This is a genomic window from Mesorhizobium sp. B4-1-3 (assembly GCF_006439355.1).
Lineage (GTDB): Bacteria > Pseudomonadota > Alphaproteobacteria > Rhizobiales > Rhizobiaceae > Mesorhizobium.
Genome location: NZ_VFTG01000001.1, coordinates 184,413 through 203,533 on the forward strand (window position 1 = coordinate 184,413; position 19,121 = coordinate 203,533).

General features: G+C 64.5%; 17 protein-coding genes and 1 tRNA gene. 7 read left to right on the forward strand and 11 right to left on the reverse strand.

Annotation, left to right across the window (positions count from 1 at the left end; translation table 11 throughout):
* Positions 1-38: 38 nt before the first annotated feature.
* Both FJW06_RS00895 and FJW06_RS00900 read left to right on the forward strand, forming a co-directional pair.
* Positions 39-707: a DUF1007 family protein gene (locus tag FJW06_RS00895; RefSeq protein WP_140746566.1), complete on the forward strand. Its 669-nt coding sequence runs from the start codon at positions 39-41 to the stop codon at positions 705-707.
* A 155-nt stretch (positions 708-862) separates the two neighbouring features.
* On the forward strand, positions 863-1,984 hold the full coding sequence (locus FJW06_RS00900; protein ID WP_181178118.1) for a nickel/cobalt transporter: 1,122 nt from the start codon (positions 863-865) through the stop codon (positions 1,982-1,984).
* 6 nt (positions 1,985-1,990) lie between these two features.
* Here the strand turns inward: FJW06_RS00900 and denD are convergent, their stop codons facing one another.
* Genes denD through FJW06_RS00920 form a run of 4 tightly spaced genes read right to left on the reverse strand, consistent with a single transcriptional unit; the run spans position 1,991 to position 4,967 of the window.
* Positions 1,991-2,965 carry a D-erythronate dehydrogenase gene (gene denD, locus FJW06_RS00905; RefSeq protein WP_140746572.1) on the reverse strand — a complete coding sequence of 325 codons (975 nt, stop codon included), beginning with the start codon at positions 2,963-2,965 and terminating at the stop codon, positions 1,991-1,993.
* Between the two features lie 2 nt (positions 2,966-2,967).
* Positions 2,968-3,174, reverse strand: coding sequence for a hypothetical protein (locus tag FJW06_RS00910; protein WP_140746575.1), 207 nt, complete (start codon positions 3,172-3,174; stop codon positions 2,968-2,970).
* A gap of 51 nt (positions 3,175-3,225) precedes the next feature.
* Complete coding sequence (locus tag FJW06_RS00915; protein WP_140746578.1) at positions 3,226-4,221, reverse strand: cation diffusion facilitator family transporter; 996 nt, start codon at positions 4,219-4,221, stop codon at positions 3,226-3,228.
* Positions 4,222-4,280: 59 nt separating this feature from the next.
* Complete coding sequence (locus FJW06_RS00920; protein ID WP_140746581.1) at positions 4,281-4,967, reverse strand: GNAT family protein; 687 nt, start codon at positions 4,965-4,967, stop codon at positions 4,281-4,283.
* An 83-nt stretch (positions 4,968-5,050) separates the two neighbouring features.
* Between FJW06_RS00920 and FJW06_RS00925 the strand changes: the two genes are divergently transcribed.
* Positions 5,051-6,235: a pyridoxal phosphate-dependent aminotransferase gene (locus tag FJW06_RS00925; protein ID WP_140746584.1), complete on the forward strand. Its 1,185-nt coding sequence runs from the start codon at positions 5,051-5,053 to the stop codon at positions 6,233-6,235.
* A gap of 12 nt (positions 6,236-6,247) precedes the next feature.
* Here the strand turns inward: FJW06_RS00925 and FJW06_RS00930 are convergent, their stop codons facing one another.
* The 3 genes from FJW06_RS00930 to FJW06_RS00940 form a co-directional block, all read right to left on the reverse strand.
* Positions 6,248-7,009: an SDR family oxidoreductase gene (locus tag FJW06_RS00930; protein WP_140746587.1), complete on the reverse strand. Its 762-nt coding sequence runs from the start codon at positions 7,007-7,009 to the stop codon at positions 6,248-6,250.
* Positions 7,010-7,235: 226 nt separating this feature from the next.
* Positions 7,236-7,967: a tellurite resistance TerB family protein gene (locus tag FJW06_RS00935; RefSeq protein ID WP_140746590.1), complete on the reverse strand. Its 732-nt coding sequence runs from the start codon at positions 7,965-7,967 to the stop codon at positions 7,236-7,238.
* Positions 7,968-8,083: 116 nt separating this feature from the next.
* A complete protein-coding gene (locus tag FJW06_RS00940; protein ID WP_140747664.1) occupies positions 8,084-9,013 on the reverse strand; it encodes a rhodanese-related sulfurtransferase in 930 nt (309 codons plus the stop codon).
* A 146-nt stretch (positions 9,014-9,159) separates the two neighbouring features.
* Between FJW06_RS00940 and FJW06_RS00945 the strand changes: the two genes are divergently transcribed.
* Entirely contained in the window at positions 9,160-9,798 is a 639-nt protein-coding gene (locus FJW06_RS00945) for a 2-dehydro-3-deoxy-phosphogluconate aldolase (protein WP_140746593.1), read from the forward strand.
* Between the two features lie 9 nt (positions 9,799-9,807).
* Here the strand turns inward: FJW06_RS00945 and FJW06_RS00950 are convergent, their stop codons facing one another.
* Positions 9,808-10,554, reverse strand: a complete 747-nt coding sequence (locus FJW06_RS00950; RefSeq protein ID WP_140746598.1) for an SDR family NAD(P)-dependent oxidoreductase — start codon at positions 10,552-10,554, stop codon at positions 9,808-9,810.
* 164 nt (positions 10,555-10,718) lie between these two features.
* Here FJW06_RS00950 and FJW06_RS00955 point away from each other — a divergent pair, with 164 nt between their 5' ends.
* On the forward strand, positions 10,719-11,612 hold the full coding sequence (locus FJW06_RS00955) for an AraC family transcriptional regulator (RefSeq protein WP_140746601.1): 894 nt from the start codon (positions 10,719-10,721) through the stop codon (positions 11,610-11,612).
* 349 nt (positions 11,613-11,961) lie between these two features.
* On the opposite strand, the gene FJW06_RS00960 is transcribed toward FJW06_RS00955, so the two are convergent.
* The 3 genes from FJW06_RS00960 to FJW06_RS00970 form a co-directional block, all read right to left on the reverse strand.
* Positions 11,962-12,035: transfer RNA gene (locus FJW06_RS00960), tRNA-Gln, on the reverse strand.
* A gap of 94 nt (positions 12,036-12,129) precedes the next feature.
* Positions 12,130-13,989, reverse strand: coding sequence for a DUF882 domain-containing protein (locus FJW06_RS00965; protein WP_140746604.1), 1,860 nt, complete (start codon positions 13,987-13,989; stop codon positions 12,130-12,132).
* A 378-nt stretch (positions 13,990-14,367) separates the two neighbouring features.
* The gene (locus FJW06_RS00970; RefSeq protein ID WP_140746607.1) at positions 14,368-15,912 is read right to left on the reverse strand and encodes a sigma-54 dependent transcriptional regulator; all 1,545 of its coding nucleotides are present in this window, start codon (positions 15,910-15,912) and stop codon (positions 14,368-14,370) included.
* Between the two features lie 159 nt (positions 15,913-16,071).
* Between FJW06_RS00970 and FJW06_RS00975 the strand changes: the two genes are divergently transcribed.
* Together FJW06_RS00975 and FJW06_RS00980 are read left to right on the forward strand one after the other, a co-directional pair.
* On the forward strand, positions 16,072-17,910 hold the full coding sequence (locus tag FJW06_RS00975; protein ID WP_181178101.1) for a M3 family oligoendopeptidase: 1,839 nt from the start codon (positions 16,072-16,074) through the stop codon (positions 17,908-17,910).
* Between the two features lie 350 nt (positions 17,911-18,260).
* Positions 18,261-18,965 (forward strand): proton-conducting membrane transporter, encoded by a 705-nt coding sequence (locus tag FJW06_RS00980; RefSeq protein WP_140746610.1) that lies wholly within the window; start codon positions 18,261-18,263, stop codon positions 18,963-18,965.
* Positions 18,966-19,121 lie beyond the last annotated feature (156 nt).

Here is a 19,121-nt window from a genome sequence, read left to right on the forward strand (position 1 = left end):
GGGCCTCGCTCCCGAAGTCGATGGAATCGCGGCCCGGAATGCATTTGAAACGGCAAGCAGCCATGCTGGCTTCGGCCCTCGCGGCCACGTTCGCTTTGGTCGAGCAGGCCGAAGTGCACCCGCATGTCTTCGCCGAAGCCCGCCTCGACGTCATCCTCAGCCAGGATCACCAAAGTGTGACGGCGCTGCGCCACCTTTGGCGCTTCGACGACCTGTTTTCGAGTACAGTGATGATGGAGTTCGACAAGAACTCCGATCTGAAACTTGACGACAAAGAACTCAAGGAAGTGGCCGACACCGTCCATTCCTCGCTGGCCGAGTTCAATTACTTCCAGCTCGTAACCCAGGACGGCAAGGACGTGCCCATGGTGCCGCCGCCGCATCTGATGGCGAATTTCGACAACGACCAGCTGATCATCCTGTTCGAGTCGCAGCCGAAGACCCCGATCAAGCTCGCCGGCAAAGTCGACATCGGCGTCTACGATCCGACCTTCTATACGGCGATCGACTTCACCGACGACGCCAACCTTGCCGTCGAGGGCCTGCCCTCGACCTGCACCAAGAAGGTCATCCGGCCCGATCCTGACGAGGCGATCAAGGAAAACCAGAAGACCCTGACGGAGGCGTTCTTCAATGATCCGACAGGCACCAACATGAGCAAGATCTTCGCCACCAAGCTCGAGTTGAACTGCCCGCCGGAAGGATGATGGTGATGAAACCGTCGCTGCGCGCAAGCAGGTTCCGCAAAAGTGTCTCACGGTTTTGCGATCGGAACCTGCGACAAACAAGGGAATCCAAGCGGATATTCGTGGGGCATCCCACGAATATCCGCTTGGCCCTCGGGCTCTTGGCCGCCGCCTTGATGGTGACCCATCTGCCCGTCGTGGCGCATGCGCAAAGCTCGCTCGGCATCGGCACCAATGACGGCATGGCGCCGACCACCACCGGCCCGTTCGCCCACATCCTGATGTGGATCAATCTCCGGCAGCAGGAATTCTACCATTCGCTGGCCGCCGCCATGAAGGCGATGCGCCAGGATGGCAGCAAGCTCTGGCTGCTGATCGGCCTGTCCTTCGCCTATGGCATCTTCCACGCCGCCGGCCCCGGCCACGGCAAGGCGGTGATCTCGTCCTACATGGTCGCCAACGAAGTGGCGTTGCGGCGCGGCATCATGCTCTCCTTCGTCTCGGCGCTGCTGCAGGGCCTCACGGCGGTGGTCGTCATGATGCTTGCCTATTTCGTGCTGCGCGGCACCGCGATCTCGATGACCGACGCGGCCTGGTTCCTCGAAATCTCGAGCTACGTGCTGGTGACGCTGTTCGGCGCCTGGCTGTTGTGGCGCAAGCTCGGTCCGTCGATCCTGCGCCTGTTCGGCAGGACGCCTGCCTACAGCCTGTCGGCCGCGCATGCAGGCCATTCGCATTCCCATGCGGGCCAGTCGCATGCGCATGCCTATTCGCATGCGCACGCCGCGCAGCACGTGCATGACGATCATGATCATCATGACCATTCGCATGCCCACGCCCACGATCATGGCGCGCATGAGCACCACCATCACGCCGCGCACGACCACGCCCATCACGACCATGGCCCGGGCGAAGTCTGCGAGACCTGCGGCCATTCGCATGCACCGGATCCGGCGATGCTGTCGGGCGACCGCTTCGACTGGAAGACCGCCTGGTCGGCGGTGGCCGCCGTCGGCATCCGCCCCTGCTCCGGCGCGCTGATCGTGCTCAGCTTCGCGCTGCTCAACGGCCTGTGGGTCGGCGGACTGCTGTCGGTGCTGGCGATGTCGATCGGCACCGCGATCACCGTCTCTGCGCTGGCGACGATCGCCGTGCTTGCGAAGAACTGGGCGGTCTATTTCGCCGGCGACGGACGCATCGGCAACCGCATCCATTCCATCGTCGAGATCGGTGGCGCCGCCTTCATCTTCCTGGTCGGACTGCTGCTTCTGTCGGCCAGCCTATCGGGCGGCGCCTGAGGCCGGTCAGGCGATCTTCCCACCAAGCTCATCCTCGATATGCGCGCGGATGATTTCGTCGAAATTCTTCTCGGCTGCAAAACCCAGTTCGCGTGAGCGGCGCGCCTCGAAGCGCGTCGGCCAGCCTTTGACGATCGCCCAGATCGTCTCGTCGGGCTGCTCACGGATCCGCTTCGCGACCGCGGCGCCGGCGATGCGCTCCAGCGCCTCGATCTGCTCGCCAACGGTGACGGCGACGCCCGGCATTGTGAGGTTGCGGCGCGGACCGACCTTGTCACCGTCGATTTCGGCCGCATGGATGAGGAAATTGACCGCCGAGCGCGGACTGGCATGGGTGTGCAGCACCGAGCGTGGCACCGGCAGGATCGCTTCCTGCCCGGCGAGCGGCTCGCGGATGATGCCGGAGAAGAAGCTGGAGGCCGCCTTGTTCGGCTTGCCGGGGCGCACGCAGATCGTCGGCAGCCGGATGCCGATACCGTCGAAGAAGCCGCGCCGCGTGTAATCGGCGAGCAGCGCCTCGCTCATCTGCTTCTGCGTGCCGTAAGAGGTGAGCGGCGTCGGATGGAATTCGTCCGGGATGACATCCGGGAACGGCGCTCCGAACACGGCGATCGACGAGGTGAAGACAAGGCGCGGCGCAAACGCCGCCAGCCGCACCGCGTCGAACAGCGCGCGCGTGCCGTCGAGATTGACGCGGTAGCCGAGGTCGAAATTTGCTTCCGCCTCGCCCGAGACGATACCCGCCAGGTGGAAGATCACGTCCGGGCGCGGAGCCACGAGAGCCGCCATGGCCCCAGGGGACGACAGATCGCCGGTATGAAGTGAGACATCGACGCCCGTGAGCGCCGGTGCCTGCGGCGCCACGATGTCATGCAGGTCGAGCGCCGTTATCTTGCGCCCGCGCAGCATACCGTCCTTGGCGAGCCGCGCGATAAGCTTGCGGCCGACCATGCCGGCCGCGCCCGTGATCAGAATTCGCATCTTCAGAGACCTTTCTTGCGCTGGCTGCGTCCGCGCAGCCACAGGACGACGAACAGACCGACCATGAAGACCACGGCGATGACGGCCGCCAGCACCGTCGACACCTTGCCCGCGGCCAGCATGATGGCCGGCAGGAAATAGGCGGAGAGGCCGAACAGCAGCAATATCACCGCTGCGGCGATCGCCGCGTTCCTTGTGTCACGGTCCATCAGCTGGCGGTCCTCGTTTCGAGGCTGTTCGGTTTCATCGTCGCGGCGGGATCAGTGATAATGCCGGCGATCGGCAGGCGCGCCATGCGCGTGGTCGTGATCATGGTGATGGTCATGCTCGTCATGGCTGTCGGCGCACTGTCCGAATTCGGGCTCGACCGTGGCATGGTCGATCCCGTGCTTGGCCGCAAGCCGCTTCTTGATGGCGCTGACCACGATATGCGGATCGACGCCGTCGTTCAGGCAGGCATGCAGCGTCGCCATGTTGGAGGTGCCGTCGAGCGACCAGACATGCATGTGATGCACCTCGCGCACGCCCTTGACCGCGCCCTCGATGTCCTTGGCGATCACGTCGCGGTCAAGGCTTGCCGGCACGCCTTCGAGCAGGACATGCGCCGCCTCGCGCATCAGCGACCATGCTGTCGAAAGAATGAGCAACGACACCAGCACCGACAGGATGGGATCGATCGGCGTCCATCCCGTCGCCACGATGATGATGGCGGCGACGATCGCCGCCGCGGAACCCAAGAGGTCGCCCAGCACGTGCAGGATGGCGCCGCGCATATTCAGGCTCTCGCGGTCTCCGCCATGCAGCACGAAGAAGGAGGCGATGTTGACCAGCAGACCTGCCACCGCCACCACCAGCATCGGCCCGCCGAGCACCGGCGCCGGATTCATCAGCCGCCCCCAGGCCTCGTAGACGATCCAGAGCGCGATGGCGAAGATGGCGATGCCGTTGCTGTAGGCGACCAGCGTCTTCACCCGGGCGAAGCCGTAGGTGAGACGGCCGGTGGCCGGACGCCCCGCCAGATGGAACGCATACCAGGCAAGGCCGAGCGCGATCGAGTCGGCGAGCATATGGCCAGCATCCGCGAGCAACGCCAGCGATCCGGTGAGCAGACCGCCGAGCACCTCGGCGACCATGAAACCGCCAGTCAGGCAGGCCGCGATCAGCACCCGCTTCTTGTCGGTCGAGCCATGTACATGGCCGGCGCCATGGCTGTGACCGGCCGGGCCATGATCGTGCGAAGCGTGGTCATGCGCCATGGATGAACTCCAATCTGACCTTGCCCGGCAAGCGGTTTCCCGCTTCCGGAGGTCGTGGTCTATGCGCCGAAGTCGGCCCGAAAATCCTCAAGCCGCCGCTTCTGGCCGCCTTCGTCATCGAAATTCGCCGGATCGAGCCAGCCTTCATAGGCTTTGCGCAAGGCCGGCCATTCCTTGTCGATGATCGAATACCACGCCGTATCGCGGTTTTCACCCTTGACCACAAGGTGCTGGCGGAAAATGCCTTCGAACTTGAAGCCGAAGCGCTCGGCGGCGCGCTTGGAAGGCTCGTTGCGGTTGTTGCATTTCCACTCGTAGCGGCGGTAGCCGAGTTCGTCGAAAAGATATTTCGCGAACAGGAACTGCGCCTCGGTTGCCGCCGGCTTGCGCGAAATCAGCGGCCCCCAATAGATGTTGCCGATTTCGCCGACGCCGTTGTTGGCGTCGATGCGCATCAGCGTCTGGCGTCCGGCAATCTTGCCGCTCGCCTTGTCGATGACGGTGAAGAACAGCGGATCCTCGCTGGCTTCGGCCTTGTCGAGCCAGGGCTGGAAGGCGGCGCGGGTTTCCGGCGGGTAGTCGGGCAGCCAGGCGAAACGTCCGCCGGCATCGGAAACCGAGGAGGCCTCGTAGAGGCCGTCGCCATGTTTTCCTGCGCTCAGCGGCTCGAGCCGGACGGTGCGTCCCTCGATCGCTTTGCGTTGCGGCCGCGGGCGCGGCTGCCAATTCTTCAGATCTTCCGACACCGGCCACTCCAATCCGTTTGACTTTTGCTGCCGGACGGTCACAAAAACGCTCGCCCACAGAAAGAACCACAGGGACGGGAAAAATGCTCCACACGATCGCGGCCTTCGACCGGCTCGGCGAGGAAAACGCCTTCGCAGTGCTGGCAAGGGCCACCGCGCTTGCCCATCAGGGCCGCGATATCATCAATCTCGGCATCGGCCAGCCCGACTTCAAGACGCCGCAGCACATCGTGGAGGCGGCGATCAAGGCGCTGCGCGACGGCCACCACGGCTACACGCCGGCAAACGGCCTCTTGGCCACGCGCGAGGCTGTCGTGCGCCGCACGCTGACCACCACCGGCGTAGAGGTGTCGCCTGAGAATGTGATGATCCTGCCCGGCGGCAAGCCGACCATGTTCGCCGCGATCCTGATGTTCGGCGAGGCGGGCACCGAGATCCTCTATCCCGATCCCGGCTTTCCCATCTACCGCTCGATGATCGAGTTTACCGGCGCCACGCCGGTGCCGGTGCCGATCCGAGAGGAGAACGGCTTTGCCTTCTCGGCCGACGAGACGCTGGCGCTGATCACGCCCAGGACCAGGCTGCTGATCCTCAATTCGCCCGCCAACCCGACCGGCGGCGTCACCCCGCGGACCGAGATCGAGAAACTGGTCAAGGGTCTGGAAAAGCACCCTGATGTCGCAATCATGTCGGACGAGATCTACGACGGCATGACTTACGACGGCGAGAAGCACTGCTCGCTGCTCAACTTCCCCGAAATCCGCGACCGGCTGATCGTGCTCAACGGCTGGTCGAAGACCTGGGCGATGACCGGCTGGCGCATGGGCTGGTCGATCTGGCCGAACGGCGAGAAGGGTGCGCATCTCTATGACAAGGTGCGCAAGCTGGCGGTGAACTGCTGGTCCTGCGTCAACGCGCCGAGCCAGTTTGCCGGCATCGCCGCGATCGACGGCCCGCAGCACGATGTCGACAAGATGATGCGCGCCTTCGACAAGCGCAGGAAGATCGTGGTCGAAGGGCTGAACGCGCTGCCAGGCATTTCCTGCATCACGCCGAAGGGCGCCTTCTACGCCTTCCCCAACGTTTCGAAGACCGGCTGGAAGGCCAAGAAGCTTGCCTCGGCGCTGCTCGAGGATGCCGGCGTGGCGCTCATCGGCGGCCCCGATTTCGGCATTCTCGGCGAAGGGTATATCCGCCTTTCCTACGCCAATTCCGAGGAGAACATCCTGCGCGCGCTGGAGCGGATCGAGGCGTTTCTGAAGAAGTGACCCGTCAGGCGCTTATCCGCGCCCGACAAACGGCATCTTCGTCGCCATCACCGTCATGAACAAAACATTCGCATCGAGCGGCAGACTGGCCATGTGCAGCACCGCGTCGGCGACCCGCTGCACGTCCATCACTGCCTCGGCGGCGATAGAGCCATTGGCCTGCGGCACGCCGACCGTCATCGGCTGCGCCATCTCGGTCAGCGCATTGCCGATGTCGATCTGGCCGCAGGCGATGTCGAAAGGCCGGCCGTCGAGCGCCAGCGTCTTGGTGAGGCCGGTGATCGCATGCTTGGTCGCCGTATAGGGCGCGGAGCCGGGGCGTGGCGCATAGGCCGACACCGAGCCGTTGTTGATGATGCGGCCACCCATCGGCTTCTGCCTTCGCATCGCGCCGAATGCCGCGCGGGCGCACAGGAACGAGCCGGTGAGATTGACGCCGACGACATCGTTCCAGACCTCGACCGGGATCTCGTCGATCAGCGTCGATTTGTAGCCCATGCCGGCATTGTTGAAGAGCAGGTCGACGCGGCCGAAGGCCTCGAGCACGGTCTCGAACATGTCGTCGACCTCCTCGGCCTTGCTGATGTCGCAGGCGACGGCCAATGCCTTGGCCTGCGTCTTGCCCGCATCGGCGATCGCCTCTTCCAGCAGCGTCTTGCGGCGGCCGCAGAACACCGTGTTCCAGCCCGCCTGGAGCAGCGCCGTGGCGACGCTCTTGCCGATGCCGGTGCCGGCGCCGGTAATGATAGCGGTTTTCTCTACTATGGCTGTCATCGCCGTCCTCCGGTCATGCTTGCAAAGACGTGGCATCGCAAATGCCTGGGGTCATGGCAAGCCGCTGTTGGCAATAAAGAAAAGACCAACAAAAAGGGCGGCCATCGGCGACCGCCCCGATCTGAACCGCGCTTGGGAGGAGGAAAAGCCGGTCCGACTGATTAGAATGATGCGCTTGCTGGGTGAACGAGAAGTTAACGGCAACCGCACCCGCTAACCCTGGTGTTTACCAAGGCGAACTTGGAGCGCTTCCGGCAGGCACTTTGGCAGCCGAAACCGTCGCCTCAACATGATCGACCAGAGCGTCCGGGAGGCCGAGGCGGCCGGCCAGCAGGTCGAGATAACCGCGCTCGGCGCGTGTGTCGGGATCGATGGTAAGCCGCGAGGCGGTGTAGAGCTCGAGCTTCTGCGCATCGGTCTTGGCGCCGGCGACCAGCGTGTCGAGATCGAGCGGGCTTTCGAGTTCGGCAAGCAGGAATTTTTCCGCTTCGGCGCCAATACCGGCGAGCTTGAGCTTGTCGGCGATCTTCTTGCGCTCTTCGTCATCGACATGGCCGTCGGCCTTCGCCGCCGAGATCATCGCCCTGACCAGTGTCAGCGTGAACTCGGCCTCGCCTTGCGGCGCCTGCGAGGGATGGAAGGCGCTGTCGGCCGGCGCCGGCAGCAACTCCGGCTCGCCTGATGAAGGCGCCTGCTCCGGCGCTTTGCCGGCCTTGTAGTTCTGGTAGGCCTTGTATGCGAGGCCACCGATCGCGGCCAGGCCGCCAAGCTTGATGGCCGCGCCAGTCACCTGCCGGCCGGTACCCGTGCCGAGCAGCACTGCGGCCAGCGCGCCGGCGGCCAGCGGATTGTCCTTCGCCATCTGCACCGCCTGCCCCGCCTTGTCGCGAACGGTCGAGCCCGTGCCGGGAATTTGCGAGCCGAGAAGGTCGTCGAGCAGCTTCTTGGGGTCGAGCATCAATGCCTCCAGAATTGGCCCGGCCGAATGCGCGCGGGCAAGGTTTCGGACCGGCAAGAGGTAGGCCCCGCGCTTTGGCATTACAATGACGGGCGACTTTTCGGTCGCAGGCCGCCCTAATTGCCGATATGGCGCTTGCCGCCGCGCGCTTGCGCAAGTTCGACCTGGCGGTGGCGTTCGGCATAGCGCTCGCGATCCGCATCGGACCGCGCCTCGAAGCAATGCGGGCATGAAACGCCGATTGTATATTTCGGCGACAGCCGGTCCTCGACCGTCAGCGGGTGCCGGCAGGCGCGGCAGAGCTCCGCCTCGCCTTCGGCCAGACCATGCGAGACGGACACACGCTCGTCGAAGACGAAACATTCGCCTTGCCAGAGGCTCTCCTCTGCCGGCACTTCTTCGAGGTATTTCAGGATGCCCCCCTTGAGATGGAAGACGTTTTTGAGGCCGAGCGACTTCACATAGGCCGTCGCCTTCTCGCAGCGAATGCCGCCGGTACAGAACATCGCCATCTTGCGGCCTTCGAGCTCCTCGCGGTGCTCTTCCACCCAGGCCGGGAACTCGCGGAAGCTGGAGGTCTTCGGGTCGACCGCGCCCTTGAACGTGCCGAGCGAGACTTCATAAGCGTTGCGGGTGTCGATGACGACGGTTTCGGCATCCAGGATCAGCGCGTTCCAGTCGGCCGGCGCGACATAGGTGCCGGCGCTGGTCGCCGAGTCGATATCCTCGACGCCCATAGTGACGATCTCGCGCTTCAGCCGCACCTTCATCCGGTGGAACGGCGTCTCTGCGGCGCTGCTGTATTTGACTTCCAGCCCGGCAAGGCCTTCGATGGCCTGCAGATGGTCAATGAGCGCGGCGATCGCCTCCTGGCTGCCGGCGACGGTGCCGTTGATGCCTTCATGCGCCAGAAGCAGCGTACCCTTGATGCCGCGCCCGCAGCAGAAGGCGGCGAGCGGCGCGCGCAAGGCCTCGTATCCGTCGAGCCGCGCGAATTTATAGAGCGCGGCGACGCAGACGGGCTGAATTTCCTTGGCTATCGTCATGGCCATGCCACTAGACCGTGCTGAAAGCCGTTTCAAGGCAAAGCAGGAAGGTGGTCAGGTGCGCGGCATCGCGACACGCCGGGCTTCGTGGACTTGAGCGAACCCTTCTGCTAATCGGTTTAAAAGATCGAAATGGAGACCAGCACATGACCAGCAAGACCGAAAAGCTTCTGTCGCTCCTCAATGGTCAGCCGGTCATCCCCGTGCTCAAGATCGCCAATGTCGCCGATGCGGTGCCGCTCGCGCGCGCTTTGTCGCGCGGCGGCTTGCGGGCCATCGAGATCACTCTGCGTACCGCCGACGCGCTGGAGGCGATCCGCCGCGTCGCGGCCGAAGTGGAGGAAGCGGTTGTCGGCGCCGGCACCATTCTCGACGCCAGGCAGTTCGACGAAGCGGCCGCCGCCGGCTCGAAATTCATCGTCAGCCCGGGCATCACCAGCCAGCTTCTCGACGCGGCCAAGGACAGCCCGGTGCCGCTGCTGCCCGGCGCCATCACGCCCGGTGAGATCATGGCCGCGCGCGAGGCCGGCCTGCGCTTCCTGAAATTCTTCCCGGCCGAGCAGTCCGGCGGCATCGCTTCGCTGAAAGCCTTCGCCTCGCCGCTGGCGGACGTGAAATTCTGCCCGACCGGCGGCATAACGGCCAAGAACGCCGCCGACTATCTGAGCCTGCCCAACGTCATCTGCGTCGGCGGCTCCTGGGTGGCGCCGGACGATCTCATCAAGGCCGGCAAGTGGGACCAGATCGAAGCGCTGGCGCGTGAGGCGAGCAAGCTCAAGAAGTAGTCAGCGCTTTCACCAGGGCAGCGCGCCGTTCTCATCGAAATAACCGCCGGTCGGTCCGCCGGGCTTCAGCGTCGCCAGCCGCACGATGATCTCGGCCGCCTGCTGCACCGTGCGGCCGCCTTTGTGCGCATTGAGGTCCGTCGCGGTGTAGCCGGGAGCGGCGGCATTGACCATGACGCCGCGCGGCGCGAGCTCCCTGGCGAAGGCGAGCGTAATGGCATTGAGCGCGGTCTTCGAGCTGCCATAGCCCATGACATTGGGCGACTGGCTGTTGCCGGACCCGCGCGCCAGCGATCCGAGATAGCTGCTCACCGTGACGATGCGGGAAGCGGGCGATGCCAGGAGCAGCGGCAGGATCGCTTGGGTGACCCGCACCGGACCGAAGACATTGACGTCATAGGTGGCTTTCATGTCAGCGATATTCTCGCGGCTCGGCGGCCGCTGATAGCGGCCGTCCGGGCCCAGTGCCTCGACATAGCCGGGCGCGATGCCGGCATTGTTGACCAGCACGTCCAGGCTGGGCGTCCGCGCTGCGACGGCTTTGGCCGCCGCCGCGACGCTGTCGTCGCTGGCGACGTCGAGCGCGAGCCACTCGACATCCAGCCCTTCGTCGCGCAAGGCCTGCGCCGCGGTCTCGCCGCGCTCGGCGTCGCGAGCGCCGAGCCACACCTTGTAATCCAATGCCCCCAGTCGCCGGACGGTCTCACGGCCGATGCCCTTATTGGCGCCGGTCACCAGCGCATTCTTCGTCGTCATATCCATGTCTCCTGTTCGGTGACCTAGAGATGACGTGAGTTGGTCCGCTTCGCGCGCCGGAAGCTCTCATGCTCTTGCCCAATCCTCTCAAGCGCGCGTCGCCACGTGCGAGGCGCCGCCCTCGCTTGCTTGCGTGGCTGCCGTGGATCGGCAATGTTGAAACGATGAACGAAGCGCTTCGGGAATTGATCGCGATCGCCGGCCGGCATGCGCGCGGACGGCGGACGAAGACGGCCATCCCGCGCGTCACGATCGGCCGCAGCGAGGTTCCGACGCCGCCGCTGCCCGAGCTTTGCCAGCCGACCACGCTGTTCGTGTTGCAGGGAACCAAAACGGTGCTGATCGGCGACCGCACGCTTGCCTACAGCGCCGGCAGCTATTTCGTCTATGCGGTCGAGACACCCGCCACCAGCCAGCTGATCGAGGCGAGCGCCGCGCGGCCTTACATGGCCATCGCCTTCGCGCTCGATACCGAGCTGATCGCCGGCCTGCTCATCGACCACAAGCCGGCGATCGATGGCGACAGCTTCGTGACCAATCAGGTCGATGACTTGCTGCTCGACGCATGGCGCCGGATGCTTCGGCTGCTCGACAAGCCGGCGGAGATTCCGGTTCTCGCGCCGATGCTCGAACGGGAAATCGCGTTCAGGCTTTTGCAGGGCCCGCAAGGCGAGAAGCTGCGCCAGCTCGCGCGCGCCGATGGCCGCCTGTCGCAGATCCGCCGCGCCACGGCCTGGATCCGGGCGCATTACAACGAGCCGATCGATGTGACGCAACTGTCCGAGCTGTCGCATATGAGCAACGCCGCCTTTCATCGCCACTTCAAGGCGGCGACGGCGATGAGCCCGATCCAGTACCAGAAGCAGCTCCGCCTGCTGGAGGCGCGCCATCTGCTGATCGCCCAACCTGGGAACGCCGCGCAGGTTGCTTTCACCGTCGGCTACGAAAGCGCTTCCCAGTTCAGTCGGGAATATGCGCGCCAGTTCGGATTGCCTCCGGCGCGTGACGCCGCGCGGCTTCTGGCCAGGGGCGAAGCGGCCGCGCTGGAAATCGACTGATCAAGAAAACCGGCCGGCTTGCGCCGGCCGGGGTAGTCTTGAAACGCAGCTATCTGCAGACCCTGACCTTCTCGACTACCCTGTGATGGTGGCGCCAATGCGTCACCAGCTTGGTCACGCAATGATGTCGTCAGGTCTTGACGATCACGGTTCGGCTTGGGAGGGAGCGACGACAGCCGATGCCGCGGCCAGCGCCAGAACTGACGCCAATACAATCTTCTTCATGAATATCCCCAGTTTGGAACGACCCGTTTTAACCCATCATTGGGCGCGGCGTTCCAACCTCACGGCAAGTTTAGCCTGGCGTGAACATGCGCCCGCGGAACGCCGGTTGACACCTCGCCGTGTCTGGTTCCCGCTCATGGATTCGAACCACGATTCACGCCTTCAAAGGGCGCTGTCCTACCATTAGACGAAGCGGGAAGACCGGCCGGCCAAATAGACCACAGAGATTCTCTAAACACAAAAGCCGCGCTGGCAGGCCAGCGCGGCTCTGAGGCGGGCCACGCCGGCTCGCCTATTTCGTTTGGAAGCGGGCGACCGAGAGGAACTTCACCGCATTCCCGGTGAAGCGGTTTGCATCCGGCACCTGGCCATCCGTCTGGAAGCCGGCCGTATATACTTCGCTCGGCGGCGTGTGCACGATGTTGTAGGCATAGCGCGGCGCTGTCGTCGGGTCGGAAACCGAGGCAATGTTGACGCCGCTGCCCAGCGCCCAGCGCGCGGCCTGCGGCGGCGGCGCCACCACCACGGCCTTGGGGCCGGGCTTCAGATCATGGGCCGACGCCCTGCTTTCCTTGGCCGTCGTCTTCACGCTGCCGCCGATCGCCTGCGCGGGATCGGTCCCGGCCGGCAGGGCGGCGATGACCTGGCGCGGCGAGGCCGCATCGACGCCTGACGGATCGTTGAAGGCGGAGCGCGGCTCCGGTTCGGTCAGCGACGCCAGTTGATATTCGGCGCCGCCGCCATCGGCCCCGACGGTCGCATTGGCCTGTTCGAGGACGGCCTTGACCTCATCCGGCTTCCCGGGCTGCGGCCGTGCGGTCGGCAGCACGGAGAACGCGTCGGTCGCGCTCTTGTCCTGCGAAGCCGTTTCGGCCAGCGCCAGAAGCACGTTCTTGTCCTTCGGCGCCAGTTCCGCCGGCGTCGAGCGGTCGGGGCGCCAAGTTGGCAGCGGGATGTTGTTGACCGCCACCTGCGCCGGATCCGTGCTCGCGGCCTCGGCGGCGCTGGCTGCGCCGAACGGAATCTTGGCCGGCGCGGGCGCCTGCGCCGTCGAAACCGCCTGCTCCGTCGTCGCCGAGGCATCCGCCATGGCGAACGGCACGTTCTGCGGCGTCTGCTGGCCGACATCGACCTTTGGACGCGGCGCGAAGTCGGGCAGCGGAACCTCCTTGGGCGGCAGCGCAGCGATGATCGTCTCGGGCGTATCCTGCTCCGGTTGCTGCGAATCATCGGCGCTGTCATCCGCGATCTGCGGGATGTTGGCGCGCTTGGCATCCTTCGGCGAAACGATCGCGATGCCCGGAAGATTGTTGGTGCGGGCCGAGGCGGCGCTCGCGACCTGAACCTGCTTCGCAGTCTTCTGCTGCGGCGCCGGGGCGCTGTCATCGGCCTCGTCGTCAGCCTCGTCGGCGCCGCCGCCGCGGAACCAGGCGAACAGACCGCCGGACCGCTTGGTCGAGCTACCGGCGCTGGCCAGTTCGATATTGGGCGTGCCGGCGCCCTTACGCGCCTGATAAGCGGCCAGCGCCTGCTCATAGCCAGGCAGCGGTCTGCCGTCGCTCGGCACATGCAGCGTCTTGCCGTTCGGGAACAGGCTGACCAACTCCTGACGGCTGATGCCCGGCCAGTGGCGCACATTGCCGACATCCATATGCACGAAGGGCGAGCCGGAGGTCGGATAATAGCCGACGCCGCCACCCTGCATCTTGAGGCCGATGTTGCGCAGCTTCTTCAGCGGCACGCCGGGAATGTAGAAGTCCATCGCCTTGCCCAGCATGTGCTGGCTCTTCTCGGCGACGCCGCGGCTGCGCGAGCGCAGCATCGCGTTGGTCGACGGCGAACGATAGCCGCAGACGACCTGGATATAATCGGTCGCGCCGCTTTCGCGATAGGCTTCCCAGACGAGGTCGAGCAGCCGCGGATCCATCTTGGTCGGCTCGTTGCGGCGCCAGTCGCGCAGGATGATGTTGATCTTGCGCAGGCCTTCCGGATCGTAACGCCCGTTGCGCTTGTAGACGATCTCGGCCTTCTCGTGCGTGTGCAGGTGATAGAGCTTGAGCGTACGCACTTCCGCCCTGGCGCCCGACGTCGCCGCGGACAGGAACCCGACAGCCAAAATCACAAACGCCAGCCACCTCGGCCAGACGCTCATGTGAAAATGCCGCCCGTTTTTGTGTCGTTCGATTTTGTTCAAATCAAATGGCTTTCAGGCTGCCGTTTGTCCCCGGATTTGACCAAACGGATGCGTCGTTTTCACATCCGAATATCGATCCTAATGGTTAATCATCGTTTATTGAAGCCGAAATGCGGTAACACCGTGGCGATATCCCGTCAAAAATGATGCACAGCACTTCGTGGTAAACCACTGGTTTAGATGAAGAATCCGGCCCCGGCCAGAACACGATCTGTTACCGTTGGCGTTAATGCGTGATCCGCGGCAACGCCAACCGCTGAAAACACCGTGTTTTCACGTCAAAAGCGACAATTTGACTCGGTTTTTAGGCAGGCAAGCTGGTTCGAGGCTTGCCCCTCATGAGGCAAGCCGGTCGACGCGACCAGCTTCGGGATCAATGCCATATTCCTTCAACTTGCGGTAGAGCGTCGAGCGGCCGATGCCTAACCGGCGGGCGACTTCACTCATCTGGCCATTGTAGTGGTCGATCGCGAGCTTGATCATCTCGAGCTCGACGTCGGCAAGCGCCCGCACATTGCCGCGCTCGTCGAGTGCCCGAAGCGTTCCGAAGCGCGGCTGCGTCCTGGCCGGCGCCTCGCCGTCGGGCAGGGCAGGCCCGGTTGCGTCGGCAACAGTCTCGTCCCGACGGGTCGCGTCCTCGGTCGTTTCGAGGACGGCGGATGCCGGTTCCGCTCCGAGGTTCACGGTGCCTTCCACCTGCGCCCGGATCTGCGGGAACTCCTCCTCGGTCAGCACATCGCCCTCGGCAAGCACCGACGCGCGGAAAACCGCGTTCTCCAGTTGCCGGATGTTGCCAGGCCAGTCATAGGCCTGCAGCATCGCAAGCGCCGTAGCCGATATGCCGGCAAGGCGGCGGAGCGGATCCGTCGGGGCGATCTTTTCCATGAAATGCCTGACCAGATAGGGAATGTCGTCGCGGCGGTCGCGCAGCGGCGGCACGAAGATCGGGTAGACGTTCAGCCGGTAGAACAGGTCCTCGCGGAACTTGCCGTCCTTGACCTGCTGCAGGAGGTTGCGGTGCGTGGCCGAGATCAGCCTTATATCGACCTTGACGGTCGAGCGGCCGCCGACCGGATCGACCTCGCCCTCCTGCACGGCCCGCAGCAGCTTGACCTGGACGTCAAGCGGCAGATCGCCGATCTCGTCGAGGAACAGCGTGCCGGAATTTGCCTCGACGAATTTGCCGATGTGCTTGTCCGTTGCGCCGGTGAAGGAGCCCTTCTCATGGCCGAACAGGATCGATTCGACGAGATTGTCCGGGATCGCGCCGCAATTGACGGTGACGAAGGGCTTCGAGCGACGATCGCCGCTGCCCTGGATGGCGCGCGCCACCAGTTCCTTGCCGACGCCGGACTCGCCCTCAATCAGGATTGGGATGTTGGAGGCCGCAGCCTTCTGCCCAAGACGTATCACCCGGTCCATCGCCGGGCTGCGCGTGATCATGTCCTTGAAGGTGAGATGGCCGCCGCCGCGCCGCCGCGAGGCGCGCTTCATCTCGTCCTCGACCGCTTCCACCTTGAGCGCGTTGGAGATCGCGGTCTGGAGGCGGTCGGGCGACGCCGGCTTGACGACGAAATCGAAGGCGCCGTGCCGCATCGCCGAGACGACCGTCTCGATGCCGCCCTGCGCCGTCTGGACGATGACGGGAACGTTGATGGCGCGCTCGCGCATCGCCTTCAGCACGCCGATGCCGTCAAGGCCGGGCATGACGAGGTCGAGAATGACGACGGAGACCTCGCGCGCGTTCGGCCCGTCGAGCACATCAAGCCCGGCCTCGCCGCTGTCCGTGACGATCGCGGTATGGCCGAACTTGGTCAACGCGGCCTCGACCAGCCTGCGTTGCACCGGATCGTCATCGACTATGAGTATGGAACCTGTCATGACTGTTTGAGTTGTCCGCCCGAGAAATCCCCCATGGATCATCTTGGCACAGGGTTCTAAATAAGGTTTCAAAAAACCCGGTGAACGAATTCCTTAGGATTTGACCGGCTTCTCCTTTCCCTTTGATTCTGGCCCCTTGGTTCAAAGAAGGTATCGTTGATGCGCATGATGTTTGGTCGGCGGCTTGCGGCGCCAGCGTCCGGCCAGGGTGCTGCGGGGCTTGGCGACCTCCCGGAATGGAATCTCGCCGATCTCTATTCCGGCATGGAAGCGCCTGAGTTGAAGCGCGACATCGCCAAGGCGGCCAGCGACGCCGTCGCCTTCGAGACCCGCTGGAAAGGCACGCTGGCCGCGGAAGCCGGGCGCGGCGGCGCCGGTCGCCTGGGCGAGGCGCTCAAAGCCTATGAGGCGCTCGAGGAACTGATCGGCCGCATCGTCTCCTATGCCGGCCTCGTCTATGCCGGCAATACTGCCGATCCGCAGCGGGCCAAGCTCTATGGCGACGTCCAGGAAAAGATGACGGATGCGAGCGCGCATCTTCTGTTCTTCGCGCTCGAGCTCAACCTAATCGACGACGCGGCGATCGAAAGCGCTTTGGCCGCCGACAAGGCCTTCGGCCACTACCGGCCCTGGGTGCTCGACCTCAGGAAGGACAAGCCCTACCAGCTCGAGGATCGTGTCGAGCAGCTGTTCCACGAAAAGTCGGTTACCGGGCGCGGCGCCTGGAACCGCCTGTTCGACGAGACGATGACCGACCTGCGCTTCCACGTCGACGGCGAGGAACTGACGCTGGAGCCGGCGCTCAACCGGTTGCAGGATGCCAATGGGGAAGTTCGCCGCCGCGCCTCCGAGGCGCTGGCCGCCACCTTCCGCAAGAACCTGCGCACCTTCACCCTCATCACCAACACCTTAGCCAAGGACAAGGAAATCTCCGACCGCTGGCGCGGCTTCCAGGACATTGCCGACTCGCGCCACCTCGCCAACCGCGTCGAGCGCGACGTGGTCGATGCACTGGCGGCGGCCGTGCGCGAGGCCTATCCGCGGCTATCGCACCGCTATTACGCGATGAAGGCGCGCTGGCTGGGCATGGAGGTGATGAACCACTGGGACCGCAACGCGCCACTGCCGGAGGCGCCGCAGGCGGTGATCAGCTGGGACGACGCCAGGGACACGGTGCTCTCCGCCTACCAGCGTTTCTCGCCGGACATGGCCGAAATCGCCCGCGGCTTTTTCGATCGCAGATGGATCGACGCGCCGGTCAGGCCGGGCAAGTCGCCCGGCGCCTTCGCCCATCCGACGGTGCCGTCGGTGCATCCTTACGTGCTGCTCAACTACATGGGCAAGCCGCGCGATGTGATGACGCTGGCGCATGAGCTCGGCCATGGCGTGCACCAGGTGCTGGCCGCCGGCCAGGGCGCGCTGATGGCCTCGACGCCGCTGACGCTGGCCGAGACGGCCTCCGTCTTCGGCGAGATGCTGACCTTCCGCTCGCTGCTCGAGCAGACCGGTGACAAACGCGAGCGCAAGGCCATGCTCGCCCAGAAGGTCGAGGACATGATCAACACCGTCGTGCGCCAGATCGCCTTCTACGAGTTCGAGCGCAAGGTGCATGCCGAGCGCAAGAACGGCGAACTGACCTCGGACAGGCTGGGCGAGTTCTGGCTGGAGGTGCAGGCCGAGAGCCTGGGACCGGCAATCAAGCTGCGCGAGGGCTATGAGGTCTTCTGGACCTACATCCCGCATTTCATCCACTCGCCTTTCTACGTCTACGCCTATGCCTTCGGCGATTGCCTGGTGAACTCGCTCTACGCCGTTTACCAGAATGCCGAGCGGGGCTTTCAAGAGAAGTATTTCGAGATGCTGCGCGCCGGCGGCACGAAGCATCACTCCGAGCTTCTGGCACCCTTTGGCCTCGACGCCACCGATCCCGCTTTCTGGCAGATCGGCCTTGGCGTGATCGGCTCGCTGATCGACGAACTGGAAGCGCTCGACAAATGAACAGCAACAAAGGTGCATCGGCAGCTATAGTTTAGCCAAGATGCATACTAGCAAGGATCTATTCTTGCCCTAAATAGCTGTTCTTGAATAACTCTCCGGCGCATTTTCAACTGGCTTTCGACAAGCCATATGATAGCGTCCGGCCTCAAGCTCAGCCGGACGCATCGCAGGCCAGAGATGGCCGGTCGCGACGCCACGGCGAATGCGATGCTGGCCGTCGGCTCAGGACAAGGCCGAACGCCGATGGCTCCATTGAAGCCGGCGGTTCCGCCAACCACGGAACCTTTGACGATCCTTGGCGTGTGCTCGCCTTTCCGGGCCTCGGCCGACAGATCGGACTGGAGAGGGAAATGAGCACTTTCTTCTACATGCTCCTGGCATTCGTTGTGGGTATCCTGGTTGGCTGGTTCATCTGGGGCCGCCTGCGCGGCGAGCTCGACAGTCTGCGTGGCGATCTCGACCGAACGCGAAGCGAGCGCGACAGGCTGCGCGCCGACAGCGATCGGCTGAAAGGCGAACTCGATGCCTGCGGCCGTGCCCGCGCCGATCTCGAAAGCCGGCTGCGCGACGCGCCTTCCGCCAAGGCCGGCGCCGACAAAGCTGCCACGCCGGCGCCGGCGGCGCTGATGTCGAGCCCCGCGATACCGGCGGCGGCAAAATCCGCTCCCGCGAAGTCGGCCGCCGCGAAGAAACCGCCGGCAACGAAGACCGCGGCGGCGCAGAAGCCGGCTGCCAAGGCTGCTGCGCCCAAGAAAGCGGCGGCCCCCGCGGCAAAGAAAGCTGCCGCGCCGACGACAGGCAAGGCAGACAATCTGCGCCGCCTCATCGGCATAGGGCCGGTCAACGAAAGGCTGCTCAAGGGCCTGGGCGTCACCAACTATGCCCAGATCGCAGCCTGGACCGACGCCGACGTCAAGCGCGTCGAGGAGGTGCTCAATTTCGACGGCCGCATCGCGCGCGAGAAATGGATCGAGCAGGCGAAATTGCTGGCCGCCGGCGACGAGGCCGAATTCGCCCGCCAGTTCCCGACAGCTGGCACCACAAGCAATAGCTGAGCAGCCTGCCTTGTCGACAGGGAGCCGGCGTCCTCACGGGCGCCGTCTTTGTTTCCGCCCAGCCGCCTTTGCGCCGTTCGACGCCGTTCCCTCGACTGCGCCACGCCGAGCCCCCATATAGAGCGGTCGACTTAGAGCAATTTCAGGAAAAGTGTG

Excerpts from the sequence above, each read along its gene's own strand:
- FJW06_RS00895 (WP_140746566.1), top strand. The coding sequence starts at position 39 with ATGCATTTGAAACGGCAAGCAGCCATGCTGGCTTCGGCCCTCGCGGCC.
- FJW06_RS00900 (WP_181178118.1), top strand. The coding sequence starts at position 863 with ATGGTGACCCATCTGCCCGTCGTGGCGCATGCGCAAAGCTCGCTCGGC.
- denD (WP_140746572.1), bottom strand. The coding sequence starts at position 2,965 with ATGCGAATTCTGATCACGGGCGCGGCCGGCATGGTCGGCCGCAAGCTT.
- FJW06_RS00910 (WP_140746575.1), bottom strand. The coding sequence starts at position 3,174 with ATGGACCGTGACACAAGGAACGCGGCGATCGCCGCAGCGGTGATATTG.
- FJW06_RS00915 (WP_140746578.1), bottom strand. The coding sequence starts at position 4,221 with ATGGCGCATGACCACGCTTCGCACGATCATGGCCCGGCCGGTCACAGC.
- FJW06_RS00925 (WP_140746584.1), top strand. The coding sequence starts at position 5,051 with ATGCTCCACACGATCGCGGCCTTCGACCGGCTCGGCGAGGAAAACGCC.
- FJW06_RS00930 (WP_140746587.1), bottom strand. The coding sequence starts at position 7,009 with ATGACAGCCATAGTAGAGAAAACCGCTATCATTACCGGCGCCGGCACC.
- FJW06_RS00935 (WP_140746590.1), bottom strand. The coding sequence starts at position 7,967 with ATGCTCGACCCCAAGAAGCTGCTCGACGACCTTCTCGGCTCGCAAATT.
- FJW06_RS00940 (WP_140747664.1), bottom strand. The coding sequence starts at position 9,013 with ATGACGATAGCCAAGGAAATTCAGCCCGTCTGCGTCGCCGCGCTCTAT.
- FJW06_RS00945 (WP_140746593.1), top strand. The coding sequence starts at position 9,160 with ATGACCAGCAAGACCGAAAAGCTTCTGTCGCTCCTCAATGGTCAGCCG.
- FJW06_RS00950 (WP_140746598.1), bottom strand. The coding sequence starts at position 10,554 with ATGACGACGAAGAATGCGCTGGTGACCGGCGCCAATAAGGGCATCGGC.
- FJW06_RS00955 (WP_140746601.1), top strand. The coding sequence starts at position 10,719 with ATGAACGAAGCGCTTCGGGAATTGATCGCGATCGCCGGCCGGCATGCG.
- FJW06_RS00965 (WP_140746604.1), bottom strand. The coding sequence starts at position 13,989 with ATGAGCGTCTGGCCGAGGTGGCTGGCGTTTGTGATTTTGGCTGTCGGG.
- FJW06_RS00970 (WP_140746607.1), bottom strand. The coding sequence starts at position 15,912 with ATGACAGGTTCCATACTCATAGTCGATGACGATCCGGTGCAACGCAGG.
- FJW06_RS00975 (WP_181178101.1), top strand. The coding sequence starts at position 16,072 with ATGCGCATGATGTTTGGTCGGCGGCTTGCGGCGCCAGCGTCCGGCCAG.
- FJW06_RS00980 (WP_140746610.1), top strand. The coding sequence starts at position 18,261 with ATGAGCACTTTCTTCTACATGCTCCTGGCATTCGTTGTGGGTATCCTG.